At 56.5% G+C, this 19482-nt stretch carries 17 protein-coding genes and 1 tRNA gene; 12 read left to right on the top strand and 6 right to left on the bottom strand.

Going from position 1 to position 19482, the window contains the following annotated elements; genetic code table 11:
• Position 1: 1 nt before the first annotated feature.
• Positions 2–1426 carry a cytochrome ubiquinol oxidase subunit I gene (locus MHZ89_RS15985; protein ID WP_126690292.1) on the bottom strand — a complete coding sequence of 475 codons (1425 nt, stop codon included), beginning with the start codon at positions 1424–1426 and terminating at the stop codon, positions 2–4.
• An 830-nt stretch (positions 1427–2256) separates the two neighbouring features.
• Complete coding sequence (locus MHZ89_RS15980) at positions 2257–2628, bottom strand: helix-turn-helix domain-containing protein (protein WP_311783839.1); 372 nt, start codon at positions 2626–2628, stop codon at positions 2257–2259.
• 102 nt (positions 2629–2730) lie between these two features.
• On the opposite strand from MHZ89_RS15980, the gene MHZ89_RS15975 reads away from it, so the two are divergent.
• The 4 genes from MHZ89_RS15975 (at position 2731) to MHZ89_RS15960 (ending at position 8024) form a co-directional block, all read left to right on the top strand.
• On the top strand, positions 2731–3585 hold the full coding sequence (locus tag MHZ89_RS15975) for an SDR family oxidoreductase (protein ID WP_311783838.1): 855 nt from the start codon (positions 2731–2733) through the stop codon (positions 3583–3585).
• Positions 3586–3792: 207 nt separating this feature from the next.
• Positions 3793–4893: an NADH:flavin oxidoreductase/NADH oxidase gene (locus MHZ89_RS15970; RefSeq protein ID WP_311783837.1), complete on the top strand. Its 1101-nt coding sequence runs from the start codon at positions 3793–3795 to the stop codon at positions 4891–4893.
• Positions 4894–5309: 416 nt separating this feature from the next.
• Positions 5310–6968, top strand: a complete 1659-nt coding sequence (locus MHZ89_RS15965; RefSeq protein WP_311783961.1) for an alpha,alpha-trehalase — start codon at positions 5310–5312, stop codon at positions 6966–6968.
• Between the two features lie 102 nt (positions 6969–7070).
• On the top strand, positions 7071–8024 hold the full coding sequence (locus MHZ89_RS15960; protein ID WP_311783836.1) for an aliphatic sulfonate ABC transporter substrate-binding protein: 954 nt from the start codon (positions 7071–7073) through the stop codon (positions 8022–8024).
• Between the two features lie 828 nt (positions 8025–8852).
• Here the strand turns inward: MHZ89_RS15960 and MHZ89_RS15955 are convergent.
• From MHZ89_RS15955 to MHZ89_RS15945, 3 genes are all read right to left on the bottom strand, one after another.
• Positions 8853–9017, bottom strand: a complete 165-nt coding sequence (locus MHZ89_RS15955) for a general stress protein (protein ID WP_311783835.1) — start codon at positions 9015–9017, stop codon at positions 8853–8855.
• Positions 9018–9616: 599 nt separating this feature from the next.
• Entirely contained in the window at positions 9617–10438 is an 822-nt protein-coding gene (locus tag MHZ89_RS15950; RefSeq protein WP_311783834.1) for an alpha/beta hydrolase, read from the bottom strand.
• Positions 10439–10836: 398 nt separating this feature from the next.
• Complete coding sequence (locus MHZ89_RS15945) at positions 10837–11781, bottom strand: sensor domain-containing diguanylate cyclase (RefSeq protein WP_311783833.1); 945 nt, start codon at positions 11779–11781, stop codon at positions 10837–10839.
• Positions 11782–12022: 241 nt separating this feature from the next.
• Here MHZ89_RS15945 and MHZ89_RS15940 point away from each other — a divergent pair, with 241 nt between their 5' ends.
• The 3 genes from MHZ89_RS15940 to MHZ89_RS15930 all read left to right on the top strand — a co-directional run bounded on the left by MHZ89_RS15940 (position 12023) and on the right by MHZ89_RS15930 (position 14534).
• Positions 12023–12805: an MBL fold metallo-hydrolase gene (locus MHZ89_RS15940; protein ID WP_311783832.1), complete on the top strand. Its 783-nt coding sequence runs from the start codon at positions 12023–12025 to the stop codon at positions 12803–12805.
• 74 nt (positions 12806–12879) lie between these two features.
• A complete protein-coding gene (locus MHZ89_RS15935) occupies positions 12880–13401 on the top strand; it encodes a TetR family transcriptional regulator (RefSeq protein ID WP_311783831.1) in 522 nt (173 codons plus the stop codon).
• Positions 13398–14534, top strand: coding sequence for an MFS transporter (locus MHZ89_RS15930; protein WP_311783830.1), 1137 nt, complete (start codon positions 13398–13400; stop codon positions 14532–14534). The genes MHZ89_RS15935 and MHZ89_RS15930 overlap by 4 nt, the downstream gene beginning before the upstream one ends.
• A 225-nt stretch (positions 14535–14759) precedes the next feature.
• Here MHZ89_RS15930 and MHZ89_RS15925 read toward each other — a convergent pair.
• Positions 14760–14835: transfer RNA gene (locus MHZ89_RS15925), tRNA-Phe, on the bottom strand.
• A 193-nt stretch (positions 14836–15028) separates the two neighbouring features.
• On the opposite strand from MHZ89_RS15925, the gene MHZ89_RS15920 reads away from it, so the two are divergent.
• From MHZ89_RS15920 to MHZ89_RS15900, 5 genes are all read left to right on the top strand, one after another.
• Positions 15029–16348 (top strand): PAS domain-containing methyl-accepting chemotaxis protein, encoded by a 1320-nt coding sequence (locus tag MHZ89_RS15920; RefSeq protein ID WP_311783829.1) that lies wholly within the window; start codon positions 15029–15031, stop codon positions 16346–16348.
• Between the two features lie 154 nt (positions 16349–16502).
• Positions 16503–17732, top strand: coding sequence for a SpoIIE family protein phosphatase (locus MHZ89_RS15915; RefSeq protein WP_311783828.1), 1230 nt, complete (start codon positions 16503–16505; stop codon positions 17730–17732).
• Between the two features lie 16 nt (positions 17733–17748).
• The gene (locus MHZ89_RS15910) at positions 17749–18312 is read left to right on the top strand and encodes a SiaB family protein kinase (protein WP_311783827.1); all 564 of its coding nucleotides are present in this window, start codon (positions 17749–17751) and stop codon (positions 18310–18312) included.
• 10 nt (positions 18313–18322) lie between these two features.
• Complete coding sequence (locus tag MHZ89_RS15905) at positions 18323–18709, top strand: DUF1987 domain-containing protein (protein ID WP_311783826.1); 387 nt, start codon at positions 18323–18325, stop codon at positions 18707–18709.
• A complete protein-coding gene (locus tag MHZ89_RS15900; protein WP_120454691.1) occupies positions 18706–19416 on the top strand; it encodes a GGDEF domain-containing protein in 711 nt (236 codons plus the stop codon). The genes MHZ89_RS15905 and MHZ89_RS15900 overlap by 4 nt, the downstream gene beginning before the upstream one ends.
• Positions 19417–19482 lie beyond the last annotated feature (66 nt).

Genomic DNA, 19482 nt, shown 5'->3' with positions numbered 1-19482 from the left:
CTTATTTTCCCTCCTGCGGATCGTTCAGACTTTCATGTGCCGCAGAGAGCGGACGAGCCGGAGTTTTGCCATGGCCTGGACCGCCGTGACGCACATCCTTGCCTTCGCCGGTGAGCGGGCCTTTCTTAATCAGACGGATCATATAGATATAACCCACGCCAAACACCGCAGAGTAAACCAGGATAAAGGCCAGCAGGCTGATGCTCATATGCAGATCGCCATGACCAGACACCGCATCAATGGTGCGCTGCACGCCGTAAACCACCCAGGGCTGACGGCCAATCTCCGTCGTGAACCAGCCCGCCAGCAGCGCGATCAAGCCAGACGGCCCCATCAGCAAGGCAAACCACAGGAACGGACGCGACTGGTAAAGACGCCCTTTATAACGCAGCCACAGGCTGACCACGCCAAGCGTAATCATCAGCAGCCCCATCGCCACCATCACGCGGAATGACCAGAAGATGATCAGCGAGTTAGGACGATCCTCTTTCGGGAACGTCTTCAGCGCTGGCACCTGCTTATCCAGGCTGTGCGTCAGAATCAGGCTGCCGAGGTAAGGGATCTCCACCGCATATTTGGTGCGCTCCTCATCCATATCCGGGATACCGAACAGGATCAGCGGCGTCGCTTCGCCCGGCGGGTTTTCCCAGTGTCCCTCAATCGCGGCGATCTTCGCTGGCTGATGCTCAAGGGTGTTCAGGCCGTGTGCATCGCCAATCATCGCCTGAATCGGCGCGACGATCAGCGCCATCCACAGCGCCATAGAGAACATCTTGCGGATAGCCGGATTATCGTTGCCGCGCAGCAAATGCCATGCGCCGGACGCGCCGACAAAGAAGGCGCTGGCAAGGAAGGCGGCGACCGACATATGGAACAGACGGTAAGGGAACGACGGGTTGAAGATAATTTTCAGCCAGTCCTCCGGCACCACAATCCCGTTCTGGATCAGATAGCCCTGCGGGGTATGCATCCAGCTGTTAGAGGCGAGGATCCAGAACGTAGAGATCAGGGTGCCCAGCGCCACCATACAGGTCGCGAAGAAGTGCAGCCCTGGGCCGACGCGGTTCCAGCCGAACAGCATCACGCCGAGGAAGCCCGCTTCCAGGAAGAATGCGGTCAGGACTTCATAAGTGAGCAGCGGACCGGTAATACTGCCCGCAAACTGCGAGAAGCCGCTCCAGTTGGTGCCGAACTGATAGGCCATCACCAGACCTGATACCACACCCATACCAAAGTTAACGGCAAAGACTTTGGACCAGAAGTGATAGAGATCGCGGTAGGTTTCGTTACGGCTTTTCAGCCACATGCCTTCGAGCACTGCCAGAAAGCTGGCGAGGCCGATGGTAATGGCGGGAAAAAGGATATGAAAGGAAACAGTAAACGCGAACTGTATCCTGGCCAGGTGAAAGGCGTCTAATCCGAACATTGCTTACCTCGTTGCCACATATAACACCATATATTTACTTATAGTTAACAACCAAAGCACAGCGTTAATATTTACGCTGTGCTTAAGCCTATTGCTGGCGCGAATTTATAGGAACTCGCGCCTGACAAACAGAAACAGTCTGGGATGCGAAAACTATAACAGCGTTTTTTGATTTTGGTCATTGTTTTTGTCCGTAATTACCTATTTTAACGCAAGGTTTTAGGTTAATTCACAGGCTTTAATGTGACATCTTTGTTATTTATTGTTGCGTGATTATGTGAGGGGAGTGACGAAAGTCACATAGCAATTCTTTACATACGCAACGCCCTGTTTTGGCGTGTTATTTTCTCTATACCCACAGCAGGAAAACGGGCAATCCTTCAGTTTAGTACAGGCCTTAATTAATGCAAATTAAGCATTTAGAAGCTTAAGAATCGCTTTTAAGGCGTTACGTTTAAAAAGTGTGATTTATGACACTCAGCCATTATTCACTATTCCGTCACGCTTAATTAATCCGTCACAAAAAGATGAGATAAAGTTGTTAATAAAAAACTAACATTACGCAGCGGTAATAACCGATGCAGCAACGCTTTTATTCAGGCGGATATTGGCGCGCCTCGTTTTAGCCGTTTGGTTTTCGCTTTTTTGTTCAGCGACTGCGGGCACGACGCGGAAAGAGAAACGGGAGAACAGAACGTCAGCAAACCTCCTCGCGCGGCTCGCTGTATTGATAACGATGTAAAGCCGCGCTGCGATAAAGCCCGCCGCGAAAGCAGGCTGCAGCGGATAAGGCCGATTCAAAATGCGAGCTGTAGCGTAGCGGCGCGCCGTCAGGCTTTCTCGCGCTGCGCCAGAATCCGGTTCAGGTTAAGTTCCAGCCAGTCCGCGAGGCCGACCACCTGCCCTTCCAGCTCGCGGCCAAGCGGCGTCAGACAATACTCCACATGCGGCGGCACGACATTGTAGGCGATGCGCTCGACAAACCCGTCCTCCTCCATATGGCGCAGCGTCTGCGCCAGCATACGCTCGCTGATGCCGCCAACGGCGCGGCGCAGCTCGCTGAAGCGCAGCCTGTCGTTACGCAATGCGAGGAAAATCAGCACGCTCCAGCGGCTGGTAACGCGTTTAAGCACCTCGCGCGACGGGCAGTTAACGTTCAGCAGCTCACCGCGGCTAAATTTTTCACTTATTTTTTCAGACATTTAATTCAATTCTCTCAAACTAACAAAGCTGTAAGTACTTACTAAAAGTTAGCCTTTATCCTACTCTGGCTTTCGACAACGACAAATACTAAGGAGCGAAAAATGATTGCAGTCACAGGCGCAACCGGCCAGCTAGGCCGTCTGGTCATTGAGGCATTACTGAAAAAAGTGCCGGCGGAGCAGATTGTCGCTGCCGTACGGTCGCCGGAAAAAGCCGCAGACCTGGCGGCGAAAGGGGTGACGGTGCGTAAAGCGGATTACAGCCAGCCCGATACCCTGATGTCAGCCTTTTCCGGCGTAGACAAGCTGCTGCTCATCTCCGGCAGCGAGGTAGGCCAGCGCGAAGCACAGCACCGGGCGGTGATTAACGCGGCCAAATCGGCCAGCGTAAAATTTATCGCCTATACCAGCCTGCTGCATGCGGACAGCTCGCCGCTGGGGCTAGGCGTCGAACACCGCGCCACCGAGGCGCTGTTACAGGCGTCTGGCATTCCCTTCGCGCTGCTGCGCAACGGCTGGTATACCGAAAACTATGCGGCCAGCATCGCCCCTGCCCTGACGCACCACGCGTTTATCGGGTCGGCTGGCGAGGGACGTATCGCCTCGGCGGCGCGTCGGGACTACGCCGAAGCCGCGGCAGAGGTGATTAGCCGCGACGATCAGGCAGGTAAAATCTATGAGCTGGCGGGCGACGACAGCTACACCCTGGCGGAGTTCGCTGCTGAAATTGCGCGTCAGTCTGGCGAGCAGGTGGACTATGTCAATCTTTCCCCCGCCGAGTTCGCTGCCGCGCTGAAAGGCGCCGGTTTGCCGGATGGCCTGGCGGAGATGCTGGCGGATTCCGACAAAGGCGCGTCGCAGGGCGGGCTGTTTGATGACTCACGCAGCCTGAGCAAACTGATCGGCCGCGCCACCACGGCCTGGCAGGACGTGATTAAGGCGACGCTGGCGAAATAAGCCAGAGGCGGGCGGGCGCTTTTCTGCCTTTCCCGCCTGTCGCGCTCCCTCACTGTCCGTCCGGCAGCACAGGGAGCGTAGGCTGCGCGAAAGCTCTCAGGGTACATTGCACAGCGAATCGTTCCTTGCTGCTCCTTCACGACGCAACTGCGCCGTAACGTTGCGGGCAAGCAGGCGATCGAACTGATCAATGATTAAGAGGGTGCTATGTCTCTGTTTTCTGAATTCCGTCTGAAAGACGTTACGCTGCGCAACCGCATCGCGGTGCCGCCTATGTGTCAGTACAGCGCTGAACAGGGCCTGGTCAATGACTGGCATCGCGTCCACTACGCTGCGCTGGCGCGCGGCGGCGCAGGCCTGGTGATCGTCGAAGCGACCGCCGTTTCACCGGAAGGCCGCATCACTCCCGGCTGCCTTGGCTTATGGAATGACGCGCAGGCTGAAGGCCTGGCGCAGGTCGCGCAGGCGATCAAAGCGGCGGGCGCCGTACCGGGCATCCAGATCGGCCACGCCGGTCGTAAAGCGAGCGCTAACAAACCCTGGGAAGGCGACGACCATATCGCGGCGGACGACGGACGCGGCTGGGAGACCCTCTCTCCTTCTGCAGTCGCCTTCGGTAACAACCTGCCGCAGGTACCGCGCGCAATGACGCTCGACGATATCGCGCGCGTCCGCAATGACTTCGTGCAGGCGGCTATCCGCGCGCGCGATGCGGGCTATGAGTGGCTGGAGCTGCACTTCGCTCACGGCTATCTGGCGCAGAGCTTTTTCTCGGTGCACGCCAACCAGCGTACCGACCAGTATGGCGGCGACGCCGCAGGCCGCAGCCGCTTCCTGCGCGAAACCTTTGACGCCGTACGTGAAGTCTGGCCGGAAAATCTGCCGCTGACCGCCCGTTTCGGCGTGCTGGAGTATGACGGCCGCGATGAAGAGACGCTGGCGGAGGCGATCGACCTGACGCGCTACTGGCGCACCAACGGTCTGGATCTGCTGAGCGTCAGCATCGGCTTCTCTACGCCGGACGCAAACATTCCGTGGGGCACCCCCGCGTTCCTGGCACCGATTGCCGAACGCGTACGCCGCGAGGCTGATATTGCGGTCGCTTCCGCATGGGGCATTGATGCGCCAGCTATTGCCAACGCCACCGTTGAAAAGGGTCAGCTTGATCTGGTGATGGTAGGCCGCGCTCACCTGAAAAACCCACACTGGCCTTACCAGGCCGCGCTGGCGCTCGACAAGCCGCAGCCGTCATGGGTGCTGCCTGCCCCTTACGCGCACTGGCTGGAGCGCTACCGCGTCAGCGAATAAGGCCGCAAGCGGCTGGCGGGGCCGGACGCGCCGGACGTCTTGACGATTGGCCCCTGCCGGCCGCGCTGACACATTGCCAGCCGCTGTTCAAACGCCCTTTTTACCGGGCGTTTTTTACAGCTGCGTAAAAAAATGCCACAAATAGCTCATTCCACAGCGCAGCGGCAACGTCGGTTTTTGTCAATTTTTGCCGCTTTCTTTCAACTCTTCGTTAGTTATTTTCTTTCTTCAAAGATTACTCCTAAATAAATGTTTCAGGAGCGCGCGTTATTTGCTTGATAACCAGAGCAATTCCGCTAAATAACCTATTGATAGACAATTTTTATTACGTTCATAGATATTCTGCATTGTTGTTTGGGCCAGCCATAAGTCTATAATTTTTCTTTTATGAAACCCTCAGACTCCAGGAGGCCGCTATTAATACTTATCGCCAGCAACTCAACGCATTCGATGAGGTTCGCAAAGGGGCGGAAGTTGAGTATCAATACGATCCCCACGAGCTCAAGCTAGATCGTATGCAGGATCACGAGCCGGAACCGGAGCTGATTGAAGGCTTACCGGCGCCAGATGCGCTCACGCCTGCCGATCGCTACATGGAACTGTTCGAGCATGTGCAGATGTCGCGCATCTTCGAAGACAGCAAAACCTTTCCAGACTGCTCGCCTAAATACGATCCGCTGGATGTGCTGATGCGTTATCGTCGTCAGAAACGCAGCCGTGATTTCGATCTGGCGCGCTTTGTGGCGGACCATTTTTATTTACCGGCGATAAATGAAAGTTTTTACGTTTCAAACCCGGATAAAACGCTCAACGAACATATTGATGCCCTGTGGCCAGTATTAACTAAAATGCCGCAGCAGCATCTGCCGCATTCATCGCTGCTGCCGCTGCCGAAACCCTACGTGGTGCCTGGTGGCCGCTTCGGTGAGACCTATTACTGGGACTCCTACTTCACCATGCTCGGCCTGGCGGAGAGCGGGCGCGACGATCTGCTGCGTCATATGGCGGATAACTTCGCATGGCTGATCGATAACTACGGCCACATTCCCAACGGCAACCGTACGTACTATCTGAGCCGTTCGCAGCCGCCGGTCTTCGCGCTGATGGTAGAGCTGTTTGAAGAAGATGGTGTGCGCGGTGCAAAACGCTATCTCGACCAGCTGATGAAAGAGTATCAGTTCTGGATGGATGGTGCGGGCGCGCTGATGCCGCGTCAGGCGTATCGCCACGTTGTGCGTATGGCCGACGGCTCGCTGCTGAACCGCTACTGGGACGATCGCGATACGCCGCGCGATGAATCCTGGATTGAGGATGTCGAGACGGCGCGTCAATCTCGCCGTCCGGCGAGCGAAGTTTATCGCGATCTGCGTGCGGGCGCGGCATCCGGTTGGGATTACTCCTCTCGCTGGCTGCGCGACCCTAAGCGTCTGGCGAGCATCCGTACGACGCAGTTTATCCCGATCGACCTGAACGCGTTTCTCTACAAGCTGGAGCTGATGATCGCTACGCTTTCTCATGCCAAGGGAGAGGAGCTGACCGCGCTGGCGTGGCAGAAAAAAGCCGAAGCGCGTAAGCGCGCCATTAACCGCTATCTGTGGGACAGTACGGCGGGCGTGTATCGTGACTACGACTGGCGACGCGAGCGCTTCGGCGCGTTTACCGCCGCTGCCGTCGTGCCGCTGTTTGTCGGCCTCGCAACGCCGAAGCAGGCGCATCTTCAGGCTATCGCGCTGCGCCAGCTGCTGCTGACCAGCGGCGGACTGGTCGCCTCTATGGTTGAAAGCGGCGAGCAGTGGGACAAACCCAACGGCTGGGCGCCGCTACAGTGGATGGCGGTAATCGGTCTCAATCAGTATGGTGAAGAGACGCTGGCGACGGAAATCGCGGTGAACTGGCTAACGACGGTCAACAATTTCTATCAGTTGCACCATAAGCTGGTGGAGAAATATGACATTAGCGGCGATCGCGCGCGTCCCGGCGGCGGCGGCGAATACCCGTTGCAGGACGGCTTCGGCTGGACCAACGGCGTGACGCGTCGTCTGATGGCGATGTATGGCCACCTGATGGCGAACTAGCCCTTTCCCACTCTGCCGCAAAGCTTATGCAAAAAAGGCGTTTAGCGCGTCCCTGACGCGCTTTTATCATCATCTGATGATTAACCTTCCCAGGAAACGCCTATGAAACCTTTCCGCTTGTTGTCGGGCAGTGCGCTTTTGCTCACTGCCCTTTTCTCTTTCTCTACGCACGCAGATGAAACGCTCCGTATCGGCTACCAGAAATCCTCGACGCTGCTTACGCTAATCAAACAGCGCGGCGATCTCGACAAATCCCTGGCGGCGCAGGGGGTAAAAGTGAGCTGGCATGAATTCTCGAGCGGGCTGCCGCTGCTGGAAGCGCTTAATCTCAATAACATCGATCTCTCGGCCGACGTAGCGGATACCGTACCGCTGTTTGCCCAGGCGGCGGGGGCAAACCTCACTTACTATGCGCGTGAAACCCCATCGCCGCAGGCGCAGGCGATTCTGGTGCCCGCCGACTCGCCGGTAAAAACGCTACAGGATCTTAAAGGGAAAAAAATAGCCGTCACTAAAGCGGCGGGCAGCCACTATCTGCTGATCGCTGCGCTCAGAAAGGCGGGGCTGACGTTCAGCGACATTTCCCCGGCCTGGCTGACGCCCGCTGACGGACGCGCGGCGCTGGAGAATGGCAGCGTAGCGGCATGGGTCACCTGGGAGCCTTACGTTACCAGCGCGCAGGTAGAGCAGCATGCACGCGTGCTAACGAGCGGCGAAGGACTGGCGAGCTATCAGCGCTACTACCTCGCCTCTACCTCTTATGCCAGCGCGCATCCGCAGGTGCTGAATAGCGTTTACCAGGCACTGACGCAGGAAGCTACCTGGCTAAAAGCGCATCCTGCCGATGCGGCCGCGCTGCTTTCACCGTTATGGGGCAAGCTGCCGGTAGCCACCATTGAGAAAGCCAACGCGCAGCGCAGCTATCAGGTCGTACCGGTGAAGAAAAGCGATCTCTCGGAGCAGCAAACTATCGCGGACGCTTTCTATGATGCGAAACTCCTGCCGAAGCGCATTGATGCTAAAGCGCTCAATACCTGGCAGCCCGCCACGCCTTAATGATGCCGCTGGCTCATCAGGGCCAGCGCCTTACCTTTAATCTCTAAAGTATAGTAAGTACATACTTTCGCGGTAATTGGCGTGATATCTGAATTTATCTTTTAGATTACCTATGCTCTTTGCTTCTTTCTTATTCACATTGCACGCTTCTGAGACCACCTTTATTTAAAGGAACAGGTAATAACCAACCGTGACGCCCTGGCAGCCGTGAGCAGCAAGTGTAATGCTGCCTCCTTGTGGCTAAAACGCTATGGAGACCGCCTGCTCTCCTTCCTGCTACAAACTGCTGACCGCTGTACGAGACCTTTCCTTTCTTCAGATGCAGAAAAGAGATGGTCTCCATCTCTGGCAATTTCTTTCCTTCATTACCAATAAAGTCTGTCCAGCTTTTGCGTGAATATCTAAAAAAATTAATCGCCTCTTATGCAAAAGTGGCATGCAAAATGCATTTTTCTATTTATACCAAAGAGTTAGCCAAGAGTTTATTCATAGTTGTTGTACAACTTAATTGTTATTCCGCTCGGAATAATTGTACAACTTACCATGTTGTTGTATAAATTAAGACAGGATTGAATTGCTTTAGTCTTCAATGTCAGGAGATGTAAATCTGAAACTAAAGCTTGTGAATTTCACATTTTTATAAACAGAGTTTAAAAAAACCGGACAAGGAACAGGCCTGGTCCGGTTTAATTAGGGCGATCCTGGTTCTTAAAAAAAGACAGGAACATGCTATTGTCAGGGAAGTTTCGCAAGGAGAACTAAAAGAGAAAAAATATGACTCACTCGCGGTCAAATGTTGACAGCTTATCCATCTAACTTACTGATATTTCAGCCACGACGGCTAATCTTGCCTCCTTTTCTCCCGGCTTCGATAGCGCGTTCTGGGTTGTTTTTGAAATTGCCGCCGCTCTTCTGGCCGCCTTTTCTACCCGCCTCCGCTGCTCGTTCACGATCAACCGCAAAGTTTCCAGCTCCACCACGATATTGAGACATACTGTGTTCCTCTTAAGGATTAATAATAAAAATATCACAGCCTACGCTTCATCAAGTTTGATAGCGCAGCGTTAAATGTAGCTTTTAAAAATAATGAATCAAGTATTCCGTGTCTTTGTGTTTAACAAAAGCACCCGCAGCAGCAAACAAATCAACAAGCCAACTGTTTCTGGAGGAAATCATGCGTTCGCGTTATCAGCGTGTAAAAAACCTCAAGGGCAATGCCTTATTTATCCTTATAACACCGGAAAACGAGTCTATTTAACCGATATTCTGGACGAATGGGATCATTTAAGCGGAGCGGTAAAAAAGGAGTGAAAATTTTTATAAGCGAAGCCGCTGATCATAAAACGATCACTTTTCGCTGCAAAATAAGATAATTCCTCAATAAATAAGCGAACCGTGAATAGTTAATAAAACGAAGCGGCTAAAAAAGTTATTTTATTGCTGAAGCTGTCAGATATGACTAATAAATAATCAGAAGGCGGATTCCAGGAAAACCTTACTCCCTGTTTTATATCCCGCGCTATAAAGGCGTTGGCGTAAAAATAAAAAACGCCCTTAAGGGCGTTTGGCAGTGAGATTTACAGAAAACAGCATTAATGCTGTTGTAAAAATGCCAGAAGATCCTGGTTGAGCCGCTCCTGATGCGTGACGGCGAAACCATGCGGGCCGTTATCGTAAACTTTTAGCTCTGAACCGGCGATCAGCTCGTGCGCCAGCTTGCCAGTCGCCTCAAACGGCACAACCTGGTCGTTGCTGCCGTGAATGATCAGCGTCGGCACGTCCACTTTCGCCACATCGGCGCGGAAATCGGTTTCCGAGAAGGCGGTAACGCAGTCGATAGTGCCTTTCAGCGAAGCGAGCAGCGCAATGTTCAGCGTCTGCGTCAGTACGCCGTCGGAAACGGTCTGACCGGCGTTAAGTCCATAGAACGGCGTGGCGAACTCTTTAATGAACTGCGCGCGATCTTTACGCAGCCCGGCAATAATGCCGTCGAAGACTGCTTTTTCCGGCCCTTCAGGATGGTCGGCGGTTTGACCGAAGATCGGCGTGACCGCGCCAAGCAGCACCAGACTTTTTACTTTTTCTGTGCCGTAGCGGCCGATATAGCGCGTTACGTCGCCGCCGCCCATAGAGAAACCTACCAGCGTGATATCACTCAGCCCCAGATGCTCAATCAGGCCGTGGATATCGTCGGCGAAGGTGTCGTAGTTATACCCTTCCCACGGCTGATCGGAACGACCAAAACCACGACGGTCGAACGCGATCGCCCGGTAGCCGTTCTCGGCCAGGTGAACCAGCTGGCTCTCCCACATATCAGCATCCAGCGGCCAGCCATGGCTGAACAGCACCGGCTCTCCCTTACCATAATCTTTGAAGTAAATGCTTACGCCATCTTTTGTCGTAAAGGTGCTCATATCTGGTCTCCGTTATCAGTGAGGTTGTGTCTTGTTAATCAAGCTAACCTGGACGCGAGGTGAAACCTAAAGCAGAAATTTTGATAAGACGTTAAGGCATTTTAGCGATCGGAAATTGTGAGAAAATCCTGGGCAGCTTGCCGAAGATATTCCGCTATCAAGCCTGGCAGAGCCTTTGTAATGTTCCAGCCATCGCCACTAAATAACGCTGCGAAGCACCCTGTTGCCTGCCAGCTACGGCACGCTGTAGCTGGTCTGGCTGTGAATAGTGCTGCTGACGCGCTTACTGAAAAACAGATTAATACCGCGTGACAAAAGGCTTTAAAGAAAAGAAATAAAAGGGCGGAAGTGACGCCAGGCGGCACCTGCTTCGCGTTTTGACCGGCTGACCAGGCGGGTTATCCCAGCCCGACGCCGTTTTTTCCGTTGCGCTTAATGCGATACATCGCCTCATCGGCGCGGCTCAGCGCCGCGTTGAATCCCTCATTCGGCTGCACCTGCACAATCCCGATAGAGGCGCCGATGGTCGCCGTCCCGTTCTCTAGCTCAAAAGGCGTGAGCGCTGCCTCCAGACAGGCGCGACCAACCTGCGCCACTCGAGGATCATCCTGACCAAACGGCATCAGCAGCACAAACTCATCGCCGCCCAGTCGGCCAGCCAGTACCGGCTCCGGGCAGGCGTCACACAGACGCTGGCTGAGCTGGATCAGCAAACGGTCGCCGCTGCGATGGCCGAAGGTATCATTCACATGTTTGAAATCGTCGAGATCGATAAAGGCGACGCAGAGCGCGTTCTCCTTGCGCATCTGGCTATAGGCGTTACGCAGAGCATGGCGGTTGGCGAGCTGCGTCAGCGGATCGTGATTCGCCAGCATCGCCAGCTGCGATTCGTACTGTTTCTCTTTGGTCATATCAATATGGGTGCCGGTTACCTTCAGCGGCCTGCCCTGCTCATCCCATTCGCTGATGCGGCCGCGATCCAGCACCCAGGTGACGCTGCCGTTTTTGGCGATCATCCGGTGCAGCGCCTCATAGTAAGGCGCTTTGCCGTTGATATGGTCGTAGAAGGCTTTCAGCACCTCTGTGGCATCGTCAGGATGCAGGCTCTCTTTCCACTCGGAAAAGAGCGCTTTGCTCTCTTTTGGCTGATAGCCCAGCATCGCGCCCCAGCGCCGGTTGAAGATCACCAGCTTGCCGCTGGGAATATCGAGCTGCCACAGGCAGAGCCCGGTGCCGTCCAGCGCTGCGTCGAGCTTGCTGCGGGCGTCATGCGCTATACGCTTAAGCCGCGCATTATGCTTTTTCAAAATCTGTATCTGCTGGCGTAACGCTTCGTCAGACATGGCACGCGGACGTTGAGAAATAAGATGTATTTTGCCTGTGCGGATATTTCTGTAAAGAGAAGCGCTGGAAACGTGATGAGCCGCGCTTTATCCGCTCAACCACAATATTTTATCCGGTTTAAATCGAGCTTTCCGCATACTCAGCGGCAGCGCGTCATATTTCCCCTCTTTGCAGGACAATCATTCCTCTGCGCGGCCAGAGGCTATAGTCAGAGCATGGTTAACCCAGGAGGAGGTACTAATGAAACTTTGCGCCACATGCGGCACGTCATATGCCGAGGTCTCGCCCCAGCGCTGCAAAATCTGCGAGGACGAACGGCAGTGGGTGCCCGCCGCCGGACAGCAGTGGACCGATTTCGCCACGCTAACCCGCAGTCATCAGAACAAATGGCAGCAGCTTGAGGCGGGTCTGCTCAGCATTAAAACCGTACCGAACTTCGCCATTGGCCAGCGCGCCCTTTTGCTGCGCAGCGGCGGCGGCAATATTCTCTGGGACTGCATCGCCAGCCTGGATCCCGCCACCATCGCGCTCATCCATGCCCTTGGCGGTATCTCCGCCATCGCTATCTCGCATCCGCACTACTACACCACCATGCAGGACTGGGCGGCGGAATTTAATGCGCCGATCTATCTGCACGCTGATGATGCTGAATGGGTCATGCGCAGCAGCCCCGCCATTCAGTTCTGGCAGGGCGAAACGCTGCCGTTAAACGAGGAGGTTGATATCGTGCGGCTTGGGGGCCATTTCGCCGGCGGCAGCGTGCTGCACTGGAAAGCCAACGGCGGCGTAGTGCTGGCGGGCGATATTATTCAGGTCGCGCCGGGGAAAGATGCGGTCTCGTTTATGTGGAGCTACCCCAATATGCTGCCGCTCTCCGCCGCGACGGTGAGCGAGATGCTGCGCCGCTGCGACGCGCTGGCGTTTTCGCGGCTTTACGGCGCGTTTGAAGGACAGGATGTGACGCAGCAGGCGAAGGAGGTCGTTATGCGCTCCGGGGCGCGCTATCTGCGCTGCCTCGGCTGAATTCCGCGCCGCCCAAAAAATAAATCGTCTGTGCCACTACGCAAAAGTAAAACGATCGGTTTACTTTTAATAGTATGAACAAACGCGACGATATTTTGCAGGCGGCTGAAAGGCTGTTCTATACCAACGGTTTTCACGCCACCAGCACCGACCAGCTGTGCCGGGAAGCGGGCGTCTCGACGCGCACGCTTTATCATCACTTTGCCTCGCGCGAAGCGCTGACCCTCAGCGTGATGGCGGCGCGCCGGGCGCGCTTTTTCGGCGATCTCCCGCCTGCGCAGCATCCGCAGGCGCTGCGACGGCTGTTTGAGACCCTTGGCGAATGGACGGAACAGTATGGGGCGCAGGGCTGCTTTTTCATCAAAGCCTGGGGCGAATATGCGGAGAAAGAGCCGATGCTGGCAGCGCATGCGCTCGACTATCGCTATGCGCTGCGCCGCTATATCGGCGACTGCGTGCCGGATGAGCGCATGGCGAATGCGGTCTGGATGTTGTTTGAAGGAGCGGTGATCTCGGCGCTGATGCTGGGGCCGGACGCGGCGAAGCACGCGGGCGATGCCGCCGAGCGGCTGCTGCCGCGCGCGGAGCAGTCGTGAGATCCTCCGTGGCGCTGGGCGTCACCGGCTTTTCCCTGATTGCCGTCACCTACGGTATGGCGCGCTTTTCATGGGGCCTGATGATGCCTGCGGTAATGCAGGAAATTCCGTTCAGCATCCATCTCGCCGGGATCGTCACCGCCTGTAGCTATATATCCTACTGTCTCTCCACCGCCGCCGCGCCCTGGCTGGTGGCACGCTTTGGTGCCAGAGCCTCGGCTTATCTCGCCGCGCTTTGCGCCGCTGGCGGCCTGCTGCTGCTCGCCTGCGCTTTTTCGCCGCTGATGCTCGCCGCCGGACTCTTTATCGCCGGGCTGAGCGCGGGCGTCGCCTCACCTGCCATCGCCAGCGCAGTCGGCGACACGCTACCGCCTGCGCAGCAGGAGTCCGCCAATACGGCGATTAATGCCGGCACCAGCGCGGGCATTATGCTGTCTGTGCCGGTGCTGCTGATGCTGCCCGGCGGCTGGCGTGCGGCCTGCGTCGCCTTTGCGCTGCTCGCCTTGATCTGTTTAGTTCCGGCGCGGCGCTATTTGCCCAACGATCGTCGCGCCAGAGTGCAAGATCGTGCTGGCTGGCGCGATCTTGCGCGGCAAGGATCGCTGATACGTCTGGCGATCGTGGCTTTTATTAGCGGATCCGCCAGCGCGGCCTGGTGGAGCTTTGGCCCGGATATGCTGCGTAATCACCTTCACCTGGATGCGCGCGCCAGCAGCCTGCTCTGGCTGATAAGCGGCGGCGCGGGGATTGCGGGCGCGCTGACCGGCGTGGCGCGACGCGCGCTCAGCCTGGTGCAAATCTATCGTCTGTCACAAATTTGTATGGCGCTGCCGCTGTTGCTGCTGGCGAGCCTGGATGGCTTTTCGTGGTGGCTTTTTCCCGCCGTAGCGCTGGGCGGCGCAGGCTACGTGACGCTTTCCGGCGTGCTGCTGGTCTATGGCGCGGCCGCCACGCCCGCCTCGACGGCATCGGGCGTTGGCGTCGCCTTCTTTATGCTGGCGGCCGGACAGGTCGCAGGCTCGGCGCTGTTTGGCTTAGCCTCTGCCGGACTGGGCGCAAGCGCAGCGTTACTGGGCTTTGCCGCGCTGGCGCTGGGGATGGTGGTAGTGCTGCCGGGCATACGCGCGCGTTAGCTGCGGTGGGTTCCGCACAAAAGCAAAAACCCCCGCCGAAGCGAGGGTTTCAAATTTGTGGTGCCCGACCCGGACAAAATGCCGAGGGCATTTTTGCTTTGTTGCGCCCGCGCGGCAAACCCGCAAGGGCGAGCCGCAGGGAGGCGGCGAGGCTATCGAACCTGTTCGATAACGGGTTCCGCACAAAAGCAAAAACCCAGCCATAAGGCTGGGTTCTTTAATTTGTGGTGCCCGAACCCGGAATCGAACCAGGGACACGGGGATTTTCAATCCCCTGCTCTACCGACTGAGCTATTCGGGCAACGGGGCGCATTAAACCTTAATGCCCTCGCAGCGTCAAACGCTTTTCATCAAATTGTCACTGACTGCTGAGTTTTATAGCAACCCGCCAAACAGCTGATAAAAAAACGTGCACTCGCGCACCGCTGCGCTGACTTTTTCACCAGTTTTGCCGATAACGATAGCGACACTTCATACTCATAATAAGGTGCACCATGTTTTCCACTATTCCATCAGGTCTTCTGTCACGCCTTGCGTGGCAAAAACAAACGCGCCCTTCGGCGACGCTTAACTCGCTTAACAGCGCTATCGCTATGATCGAGTTCACGCCGGAAGGTATCATTCTTAACGCTAACTCGCTGTTTCTCGACCGGATGGGCTACGCGCTGAACGAGGTTATCGGTCAGCATCACAGCCTGTTCTGTACCGCCGACTTTGTGCAGTCCTCTCAATACCGTGACTTCTGGCTGCGCCTGAAGCGCGGCGAAAGCTTTAGCGACAAGTACTTACGCCTGGCGAAAAACAGCCGTCCGGTCTGGCTGGAGGCGAACTATGTGCCGGTTCGAGACCGCGCCGGTCGCGTGGTAAAAATCGTTAAGCTCGCCACCGATATTACCGCGCGCATTATCGACGCTCAGGAGCAGCGCGCCATGACTACCGCCATCGATCGCTCGATGGCGGTTATCACCTTCAACCTCAAGGGTGAAGTGCTGAAGGCGAACGCTAACTTTCTCAACACCATGGGCTATCGCGCCGATGAGGTAATCGGCCTGCCGCATAGCCGCTTCTGCTCCGAGGAGCTGCGCCAGAGTGCCGAATATAAAGCGTTCTGGGAAAAGCTCAATCGCGGCGAGTTTATCTCCGGCCAGTTCCAGCGCGTGAATAAACAGGGCCGCACCGTCTGGCTACGCGCGACTTATAACCCGGTTTTTGATGCTGAAGGCATCCTTTATAAGGTGGTGAAGTTCGCCACCGACGTGACGGCCCAGGTCGAGAAAAACCAGCAGGAGCGCGACGCCGCGCAGCAGGCTTATAAGACGGCATTGCAGACCCGCGAGAGCACCCGTCACGGCGCCAGCGTGATTGAAAATAGCGTGCAGACGATTAACGCGCTGGCGGGCGAGCTGCATGGCATCTCAGACGATATCTCCGATCTCAGCGACTCCTCAGATCGTATCGGTGAGATTGTTGCCAGCATTCGCCGCATCGCCGATCAAACCAACCTGATCGCACTTAACGCTGCTGTAGAGGCGGCGCGCGCGGGCACACACGGCCGCAGCTTCGCCGTGGTGGCGAATGAGGTGCGCACGCTGGCGGCTAATATCAATCAGGCCACCAGCGAGATCGAAAGCCGGATGCAGCAAAATCAGCTGCTGGCGACCAAAGCGTTGCAGGGCATTGCGTCCAATATGAAGCGCGCCGATGAGGGCGTGGTACTGGCCCAGCAGGCTGGCGACGTCATCAGCGAGCTGCGCGACAGCTCGTCGGAAGTGGTGCGTGCCATCAGCCACGTCACCGAAACCCTGAGCCAGTAGTAGTCAGTGAAGCCGGCATTTGCCGGCTTTTCCGTGGGAATTTGCCTTAGCACACGATAAACCCCCTCTTTTTATCCGCCTTCTTTTTTGACATAAAAGCGTCATCAAGCGCCTTTAATCTAGGATTAATCTTAACCAACCTGTTCTGGTCATCATGCAGCTGCCCGACAGCCTTTCGGCGATGACGTCCGCCTCCAGCCGCTACAGCGCCCGCGTGCTTTGCATCAGCGTTCCTTTCGTCACGCCCGATACCGACAACGCCGCAGTGATGGCGCTGTTTACGGAGCATAAGGATCTGATTGGCCTGCCGGTGGTCGAAGCGAGCAAGCCCTTCGGCATGATCAACCGCCATATTTTCCTGTCGCAGATGGCGCGTCCCTTTTTCCGCGAACTGTATGACAGAAAAAGCTGCATCGCTTTTATGGACAAGTTCCCGCTGGTGATCGATATCGACAGTTCTCTGGAGAGCGTCGCGCAGCAGGTAGTAGAGAACGGCGACAAATCGGTTGCGGACGGTTTTATTCTTACCGAGCAGGAGCGTTACGTCGGCATTGGATTAGGCGTCGATCTGATCCGCCGCGTGTCGGATCTACAGGCGCAGCAGCATCAGCAGATCCTGCAAAGCATTGACTATGCCCGCGTGATCCAGGACGCCATGCTGGATCGTTCCACTCGCCTGATGGATCGCATGCTGAGTGACTGGTGTCTGCACTGGCAGCCGCGCGACGGCGTCGGCGGCGACTACTACGCCTTTCACCGCCACGAGACCGGCTGGATGGCGGTGATCGCCGACTGTACCGGCCACGGCATCCCAGGCGCGTTTATGACCGTCATCTTGCAGTCGGCGCTGGAGAATGCGATGAAGCAAGGCGATCTCGCCTCGCCCGCCGCTATTTTGCAGGCGCTGAACCACCATATAAAACGCACCCTCGGCCAGCTGAGCGCGTCGCAGCAAACCTCGCTGTCGAACGACGGCTGCGACGCAATGGTGCTGTCGGTGGATACCGAACAGCATCAGCTGCGCTGGGCCAGCGCACGCACCCAGGCCTTTCTGCTGGGACAGGTCAGCGACGGTGCCATCTCGCTCAACAGCGATCGCGTCGGCGTCGGCTATACCGATACGCCGGAAGCCTATGTGTGGCGCGAACATGTGCTGCCGCTGCATCCCGGCGACATGCTGTTTATCTTTACGGACGGCGTAAGCGATCAGCTGGGCGGCGAACGCAACATCATGTTCGGTAAAAAGCGCATTCAGCGGCTGCTTACCCAGTATCAGCATCTGCCGATGCCCGCTTTGTCGCAGGCATTTCAGCAGGACTATTTACAGTGGCAGGGCAATCAGGCGCGTCGCGACGATGTGACCTGGTTCGGCCTGCGTTATTAACCGCACCGGGAAAAGTATGAACAACGGGTCGTTGAGGGAAGCGCCCTGTGTCGCCGGATCGCAGAGTCTGGTCGCGCTTCAATACACAGGTTTTTTCTCGCCGCAGAATATTACGGCAATGGGCGAAGTCGTCAGGCTGTTTCTGGAGAATCACGAAGGGTCCGCCAAAGTACGCCGCCGTCTTTTCTCCAGCTTTGTCGAAATCGCACAGAATATCCTGCGCTATTCGCAGGACAGCCGCGCCTTGCCCCATGAGGAGCAGCTTTACCGCTTCGGTTCGGTCTGTCTACGCTATGATGCGGGAAAATATACGCTGGAAAGCACCAACCTGGTCGATCACGACGCCTGCGATCGGCTGCGCGACAATCTGGAATCGCTGCGCGTAATGAGCAGCGAGGAGATTAAACAGGCCTATCGCCATGGTCTGCGCGCGGAAAGCCCCGCCTGGAGCAAAGGGGCCAATATCGGTCTGTTAACCCTGGCGCGCGACGTCAGCGAACCGCTGGAGTATGACCTGCGTCCGCTGGAAGCTGGCGAATTCTCCGCTTTCTGGCTTAAGGCTACCATCTGTCATGATTAAAGATCCCTCTATGCAAACCATTCAACTTGCCGCCACCGACTGCACGCCCCACGTCGATTTCGACTTCGACGCGCAGCGTTTTACCCTGAAAGGGGAATCCTGGCCGGAAAACGCCGCCGCGTTTTATCGCCCGTTACAGAGCGCGCTGGAGAGCTGGCAGCCGCGTCAGGACGAGCCGGTCGTCGTGGAGATCGCGCTGAGCTACTTCAACAGCTCCAGCACCAAGATGCTGTTCGGGCTGTTTGACCAGTTCAACCAGCTGGCGCAGCGCGGCAATACCATTCAGCTGAACTGGCATTACGACGAGGAAGATGACGTTTCGGAAGAGTTTGGTCAGGAGCTGCAGCTCGATTTCGACGCGCTGACGGTGCAGCTGCATGCGGAAACGCCGCAATGATGGAGCTGAAAGAGCTGTTCAGTGAAGAGACCCAGGCGCTCAACCGCGCCAGCGACGTGGCGGCGCAGCCCAGCCTGAAGGCGGAGGATTACCGCGCCGCGCTGCAGCAGTTAAACCAGCACTATCAGCGGCTGATGCGCGAAACCTGGCGCATGATTTCGCGCAGCGACCGCGCCGAACGCGAGCTTAACCGCGCCAATGAACGCCTGGCGCAGCTGGCGCGCGAGCTGGAGTATAAGGCGACGCACGATCCGCTGACCGATGTCTGGAACCGCAGCGCCATTATTCAGCGCATTACGCAGACGCTGGCCCGCTCGTCGGCGGCGCTGATTATTCTGGATATCGATTTCTTCAAGCGCATCAACGACGAGCATGGTCATCCGGTTGGCGACAGAGTCATCTGTGAGATGGTGGCGCGCATTCAGCGCAACCTCCCGCCGCTTGCCAGTATCGGCCGGATCGGCGGCGAAGAGTTTACGGTGCTGCTGCCCAATACCTGGCTGGCCGATGCGGTGATCGTAGCGGGCGCGATTCTCGCCTCGCTCAACGCTTCGCCGCTTAACGCGCTGCCGGAGCGTCTGGTGACCGCCAGCCTGGGCGTCAGCTATTGCGCGCCCGGCAGCGATTTTGAAACCCTCTACTACAACGCCGACGCCGCGCTTTACGACGCGAAAAAGCATGGCCGCAATCGGGTGTTTTTCCGCTGATCGCGCCGCCAGCCAGATGCTTCATCTGGCTGGCAGCGGCTTAACAGATAAGCAGCGTTTGCGTCA

Origin of the sequence: Pantoea sp. ACRSB, from assembly GCF_022346905.1 — a bacterium.
Lineage (GTDB): Bacteria > Pseudomonadota > Gammaproteobacteria > Enterobacterales > Enterobacteriaceae > Pantoea > Pantoea piersonii.
This window is presented reverse-complemented; position numbering and strand designations above follow the sequence as displayed.